This window comes from Sphaerisporangium album (assembly GCF_003323745.1).
GTDB classification, from domain to species: Bacteria; Actinomycetota; Actinomycetes; order Streptosporangiales; family Streptosporangiaceae; genus Sphaerisporangium; species Sphaerisporangium album.
Window position 1 is genome coordinate 271,657 of sequence record NZ_QOIL01000012.1, and the last position, 6,631, is coordinate 278,287.

The window sequence follows — 6,631 nt, forward strand, 5'->3', positions numbered from 1 at the left end:
GCGCCGTGCCAGGCGGGACGGGCCGGTGGGTCCGGAGGCCGTTACGGGGTGGCCTTGTCCGGACGCTCGGAGATGCGGATGGCGTTGACGATCGTGTCACCGGCCCGCTGCGCGAACCGCACGTTGAGCTGGCCGTCGGTGACCTTCACCGTGTACGACCTGGTGGTGGCGGTGTACGTGCCCACCTCCAGGGCCAGGTCGAGCGCCGGGATCGCGAGCTGACCCTCGACGATGACGTCGAAGACGCGCTTGCCCGGACGGGTGTCCCTGATGTCCGCGAAGCCCAGCTCGACGGTGTAGGTGCCGTTGGGCACCCCGTCGAACCGGTACTCCAGCATCCCTTCGCGGGCCTTCTTGAACAGCTCCTGCTCGGTGGTGCCCTTGATCGTCTTGGTGGTAGTGGCCGTCTTGTTGCTGGAGGCGACGTAGCCGGAGCCGCCCGTGGTGTACTTCCGGTCGGCGGTCCACCGGTCGCCCACCGCGTCCACGAGATCCTTGGTGGCGCCGGGGTCGATGGCGACCTGGTGCTTGGGCACCACGACGTTGACGGCGATCTCGATCTGCGGGTTGCGGCCGCTGGCCGAGCGCACCAGCAGCTTGCCGGCGCGGACGGTGCCCGGCTGGACGCCGGTGCTGGAGGCGGTCACCTTCAGCGTCACCGACGCGCCCGTGGCGAGGTCACCCGCCACCGGGGTGACGGTGAGCCAGCCCTGCGCCGGGTCGGTCACGACGGTGTACGCCGTGGCGCCGCCCAGGTTGGTGAGCTGGACGGTCCCGGTGCGGGTGGCGTTGGCGGGCATGACCAGCGTCACGTCGGCGGCCGAGGCCGTCACGCGGCCGGTGGCCAGGGCGGTGTTGACCGGGGTCACCGTTCCGGCGGTGACGGTGATGGCCTGGGTGAAGGTGCCGTAGTTCGCCTTGGACACCGTCACCTGGTAGTCGCCCACCGGGATCTGGCCGAGCCACGTGCCGCTGTCCCCGGTCGTGAAGGTGGCCACGTCGCCGACCTTCACGGTCGCGCCCGCGAGCGGCTTGCCGTCGTTGGCGTCGGTCACGAGGCCCGACAGCAGGCCGTGCCGGCTGGCGGTGAACGTCAGGTTCTGGCCCTCCCGCAGCGCGGCGGCGTTGAAGGAGTACTGCAGCGCGTCAGTGCCGCCGGGGTTCTCGATGCCGACCGTGGCGCTCGTGCCCGCGATGCGCTCGCTGGTGACGCCCTTGTACCGGTACGAGATGGAGCCGTCCTCGCCGAGCAGCGCCGAGAACGTGATGCGCAGGCCCGCGTCGGAGTAGAAGCGCGCGTTGCGCCACTCGATGACGAACGTGCGCCTCGGGGCGGTGCCGGTGGTGGCGGTGTAGACGCCGGACTGGTCGTCCAGCACCAGGTCGTCCCAGTACGGGTACACGGCCGCGTTGGGCGCGGCGGCCGAGGGCAGGGCTCCGTTGCTGGCCGCGGTGCTGCTGGCGGTGAAGCTCAGGAACCCGTTGCTGCTGACGAAGCCGCTGGTGTAGCCCGTGCCGTAGAACGGGAAGGTGAACGGCAGCGTGATGGGCTGGGCGACGTCGTCACCGGTGATCGCCTGCTTGTCGGTGCCCGCGACGAACGCCGAGGTGGCGTCGGCGCAGGTGTAGCCGAAGGTGTCCATGCGGCGCGGCAGTTCGACGTTCTTGGTGACGGTGCCGCTCACCGCGACCTGCACGGTCAGGCCGTCCGCGCAGCGGGACAGCGGGGTGACCTTCAGGTCGTACGTGCCCTCCGGCAGCGTGAGCGAGTACCGGCCGGCGGCGTCGGTGGTGGCGCTGACCGGGGTGCCCACGGCGGTGACCGTGGCCCCCACCTCGGGCGCGCCCGCGGCGGTGACCGTACCCGACACCGTCCCGGAGGCCAGCACGGTCAGTGTCACGTCCTGCGTGACCGTCTGGTCGGCCACGATGGTGACGGTCGCGGTGGCCGGCTGGTAGCCGTACTTGGTGACCGTGACCTGGTAGTCGCCGGTGAGCAGGCGCGGCAGCGCGTACGTCCCGTCCGCGGCGGTGGTGACCGTGCGGTTGATCGGGCCGGTCACGCTGAGCGTCGCCGAGGCGACGGGGGCGCCGCCGGAGGTGACGGTGCCCGCGAGCGCGCCGAGCGATCCGACCGGGGCGGCCCGCACGGCGGCGTAGGCGTCGAGGCGGCCCTCGCCCCAGACGTTGTTGTCCGCCGCGGTGCCGCCGCAGCGGGTGTCGTCGACGTCGATCGCGGTGCCGTCGAGCAGCTCACGCGTGGTGGCGATGTCGCCGCGCAGGGCGGGGGAGGCCGACCACATCAGCGCCACGGTGGCCGCCATGTGCGGGGACGCCATCGAGGTGCCGGAGAAGAAGTCGTATCCGCCGGGGATGGACGAGCGCACGTTCACGCCCGGCGCCGCGAGGTTGGGCTTGATCTCGCCGTTCTCGCCGGCGCCGCGGGTGGAGAAGGTCGCGATCGTGTTGTTGATGTCGAACGCGCCCGCGCTGTAGCTGGAGACGTACATACCGGGCGAGCCGCTGGAGTTGCAGCCCGCGCCGGTGACGTTGCCGTTGGCGAAGGCGGGGAAGATGCCCGCCGCGACCCACGCCTCGACGGTCTCCTTGTACCAGGGGTCGAAGCCGGCGCCGCCCCAGGAGTTGTTGACGATGTCCGGCGCCAGGTCCGGGCGGGGGTTCTGCCCGTTCAGGTCGGTGGGCGCGAGGACCCACTGGCCCGCGGCGAGCAGCGAGGCGTCGGAGCAGGAGTTGGTCTCACAGCCCTTGGCGGCGATCCACCTGGCGCCGGGGGCGACGCCGATCGCGTTGGCCCCGCCGTCGGAGCCCACCATCGTGCCCATGGTGTGCGTGCCGTGGTCGTTGTTGTCACACGGCGCGGGGCTCGGGCAGACGCCCGCCGGGTCGAACCAGTTGTAGTTGTGGTTCACGCTGCCGTCGGCCTGCTTGCCCCGGTACTGGGCGGCGAGCGCGGGGTGGGTGTAGTCCACGCCGCTGTCGATGTTGGCCACGACGATGCCCTCGCCGCGGGTGCCGAGCTCGCTCCACACCTGGGGGGCCTTGACGCGGTCGATGTTCCACTCCACCGCGTTGACCTGCGCCACCTGCGTGCCGTGGATCGGCTCAGGCAGCTTGGTGACGCGGGTCGGCTCGATGCGCTGCACCTCGGCCAGGTTCGCGATCTCGCCGGCCAGCTTGGCGTCGCCGGTCACCAGGACGGCGTTGGAGATCCAGAAGGGGGTGAAGTCCGCGCCCGCCGACGTGAGCAGCTTGCGGAGGTCGGCCTGGGACGACGCGGCGAGGTCGGTCTTCGCCTTGTAGACCTGCTGCGCCTTCTGGGTCTTGGTGGTGGCCCTGCGGGCCGCGCTGAGGTCGGCGTTGCTCTTGAGGCGTACCCAGAAGGTCGCCTTGTCGTCCGCGGACAGGTCCGCGGCGACTGCTTTGTCGATCTTGTCGGGATCAGGCGCGGCCTGGGCCGCGGTGTGGGGAAGCATGAGCGCGAGGGTGGCGACCGCTCCGGTCAGAATCGTTCGCCAGTGCCGGGTTGTGCGTGACACACGTTCTCCTTCACGCCGGGCGGGGGTGAACCGCCGGGAGATGGCGTGAGCTGAGGCGATCTTTACAGCCCACGTGGAGAATCGTGAATCGATCATGTCTGCTTTGCAATGGTTGAAATCGACAAAGCACGTTATGTGACCGGATTTAACATGACGGGCTTGTCTGACATTAAGGATGTTTCCCGGACATCAAGCCTCTTTTCCGACTTTCTTACTGCGCTAAGGTAACAACCCGTCAGGTCGCGGGGACGTTTCGCGCGCACCCGGCATGCGGGGCGCCCGTAGGCGCGCGCGAGCACGGAAGGGCGTACCTGCGAGCCCAGACCACGGAGCCTTCGGAACCCGGCGATCGAGGACCGCCCGGCACGGGGGAACACGGGCCCGGCGCCGCTGACAGCGCGTGACTCCGACGGTGACCGGACGTACCGCGCCCGCGCCTTCTTTCCCTTTGATCGCACGCGAACGGGCCCGAGGCGGGAGCGCGTTCACTTCTCATTTCGAAATGCAGCTGAAAAGCCCGGTGACGATTCCGAAACCACATTCTCGCCGACCTGTTATAGAAGCGTTATCGGGCGAGGGTTTTGACACCCACCCGGCCACGACCACTCTCCTGCGGGAGAGATTTCCAAGGACCCGTACCTCCCAGAGCCCCCAGACTGACCCGCCACGCGAGCGCTCTCCGGCCTGCGCGCCGGAGAGCGCTCTTCGCCTGTCCTCGCACGGGCTACGCGAGACCGGGTACCGGACCGAGGACCCGGCAAGGTGACGTCATCGCCGCCCACGCGGCCATCAGGCCAAGGGGCACTCGCCACACAGGTGTACCTCCACGCCCAGTTCCGCGAAGAGGGCGGCCTTGGCCACCAGGGCCCTGTCCGCCGTCTCGGCGTCGGGGGCGTAGGCGACGTTGAGGTGGTTCGCCTTGTGGCGGGCCATGAACTGGTCGCGGGTCACGCCGTGCAGGACGGCGTGCATGATGGGCCACGCGGGGGTGGTCGCCTGCGAGCGGCGTTCGGTCTCCTCGTCGGGAAGGGAGACCGCCGACGCCCGGCCCAGGTCGACGTGCAGCGCGCCGCCCTGCACGAAGACCCTGCTCCAGACGATCTCGCCGGGCTTGCAGACGCCCTTGATGGTCGATCCGCCGAGCGGGAAGTACACCGGGTCCTGCCGCCGGCCGACCGCTTCCGCGTATCCGCCGGCGAAGTGGGACGGCGGCACCGACCCCGAGATCTCGAAGACCCAGACGAACCGTCCGCCGTACTCCTCGCCCCAGCGCACGTCGTGGAGGGTGGTCGCCGGGTCGAGGCCCATGGCCGTCCAGATGCGGTTCGTCACGAGCGCGTCGACAGCGACCCCCTCGTCGGCCTCGTTGAAATGCGGCAGGGCCTGCCCGTCCCACAGGACCCGCGCCCCGTCCCGCGAGGTCACCGGCGGGCGGTCGACGTTGTTGAGGATGCCCTCCGCGAGGTCGGACGCCGGCGAGAGGTCCTTCAGCCCCTGCTGGTACTGGATTCCGACGGCGTCGAGGCCGAAGTCGTCGCTGATGCGCAGCGCCGCGATGTACATCTTGTACTGCCAGCGCAGTTGCGCCTCGGTGAGCTCGGTCGCCTCGTCCGTGCCGAGGCGAAAGGTCATGCCCTTGTCGGCGAGCCAGCGGCCGACCGCGTCCGCCTCCTGGTCGGACACGGTCTGCATCTCGGCCCAGAGCGCGCTCTGGGAGAGCCGCTCCTTGTAAATGCCGATGGGGTTGAGCAGCTCGTCGTCGATGATGGCGTTGTACATGCCCATGCAGCCCTCGTCGAAGACGCCGATGATCGCCTTGTCGGTGAGGAGCTGCCGAGCGAGCGCGCGGCCGAGGTCCCGTTCGGGGCTGCCGGGCAGGTCCGGCAGGTCACGCACGTGCGACTGGTCATGGGCGATGGTCCCGGTCTCCACCCAGCTCCTGATACCCGCCTTGAACCAGTCGTCGGTGAAGTCGACACTCCAGATGGTCGAGTACTCGACGCCCATCTTCGCCATGCCGGCGTTGAGGCCGAGCAGGCCGACCAGTCCCGGCCAGTCCCCCGCGAAGTTCGCGACGGTGAGGATGGGGCCCCGGTGCGTGCGCAGCCCGGCGAGCACGTGGTGGCTGTACTGCCAGACGGCCTCGGCGACGATGAGCGGCGCGTCGGCCGGGATGTCCTTGAAGACCTCCAGGCCCATGCGCTGGCTGGAGATGAATCCGTGGCCGGTGGCCGGGTCGACCGGGTGCGCCCGCCGTACGGTCCAGCCCAGCTCGGCAAAGGCGGCCGTGACGTCGGCCTCCATCTTCGCCTGGGTGGGCCACCCGGCGAGGTTCGCCGCCGGGCGAAGGTCGCCGCTCGCGATCAGGTAGGCGGTGTTCGGCTCCGCCGTCGGGCGGCTGGGCGGGGCTGGGACGGCGTAGGTGTTCAAGGTGTGTCCTCCGTTGGTGCTGGTGCCGCGAGCGTCCGTTCCCGGGCCGCGAGCGTGTGGGCGATGCCGCGAGTGGCCGGATAGAGCTGGCGGTACATCGCGTACAGCTCGTCGTAGCCGGATCGCAGCGCGGCGTTCGGCGCGATGGTCTCCGCCGGTGGGTTCCAGTCCGTGATGTCGGCCGCGACGGTCGTGCGCGCCGCGAGGTAGGCGGCGCCGTACGCGGCCCCGATCGTGGTGGTCGGGACGATTTGGGGCAGGCCGGTGACGTCGCTGACGATCCGCGTCCACAGCCCGCCCCGCGTGCCCCCGCCGACGGCGACGACGCGTTCGACGTGCGCGCCGGCGGCGTGGAGCGCCTCGACGTTGTGCCGGACGCCGAGGGCCGTCGCCTCCAGCGCCGCGCGATACAGATCGCCCCTGGTGTGGCTGAGCGTGAGGCCGGCGATGACGCCCCGGGCGTCCGGGTCCTGTAGCGGCGTGCGCTCACCGGCGAAGTAGGGCAGGACGAGCAGGCCGTGCGCGCCCGGACCGGACGCCTCGGCCTCGGCGAGGAGCGTGGCGTAGTCCGGCGCGCCCACGAGGTCGCGCAGCCAGGTGGTGAGCGCGCCCGACGTCGCCATGCCGCCCGCCAGGTTGTGCGA

Annotated in this window: 3 protein-coding genes; all 3 read right to left on the minus strand. The window is 70.5% G+C overall.

The window, feature by feature from the left end; all coding sequences use genetic code 11:
* Positions 1–41: 41 nt before the first annotated feature.
* Positions 42–3,557 (minus strand): S8 family serine peptidase, encoded by a 3,516-nt coding sequence (locus tag DQ384_RS22475; RefSeq protein ID WP_114030826.1) that lies wholly within the window; start codon positions 3,555–3,557, stop codon positions 42–44.
* A gap of 789 nt (positions 3,558–4,346) precedes the next feature.
* A complete protein-coding gene (locus DQ384_RS22480) occupies positions 4,347–5,987 on the minus strand; it encodes a fucose isomerase (protein ID WP_114030827.1) in 1,641 nt (546 codons plus the stop codon).
* Positions 5,984–6,631, minus strand: a 648-nt coding sequence (locus tag DQ384_RS42255) for a xylulokinase (RefSeq protein ID WP_245966692.1), incomplete at its 5' end; no start/stop codon positions are given. The genes DQ384_RS22480 and DQ384_RS42255, both read right to left, overlap by 4 nt.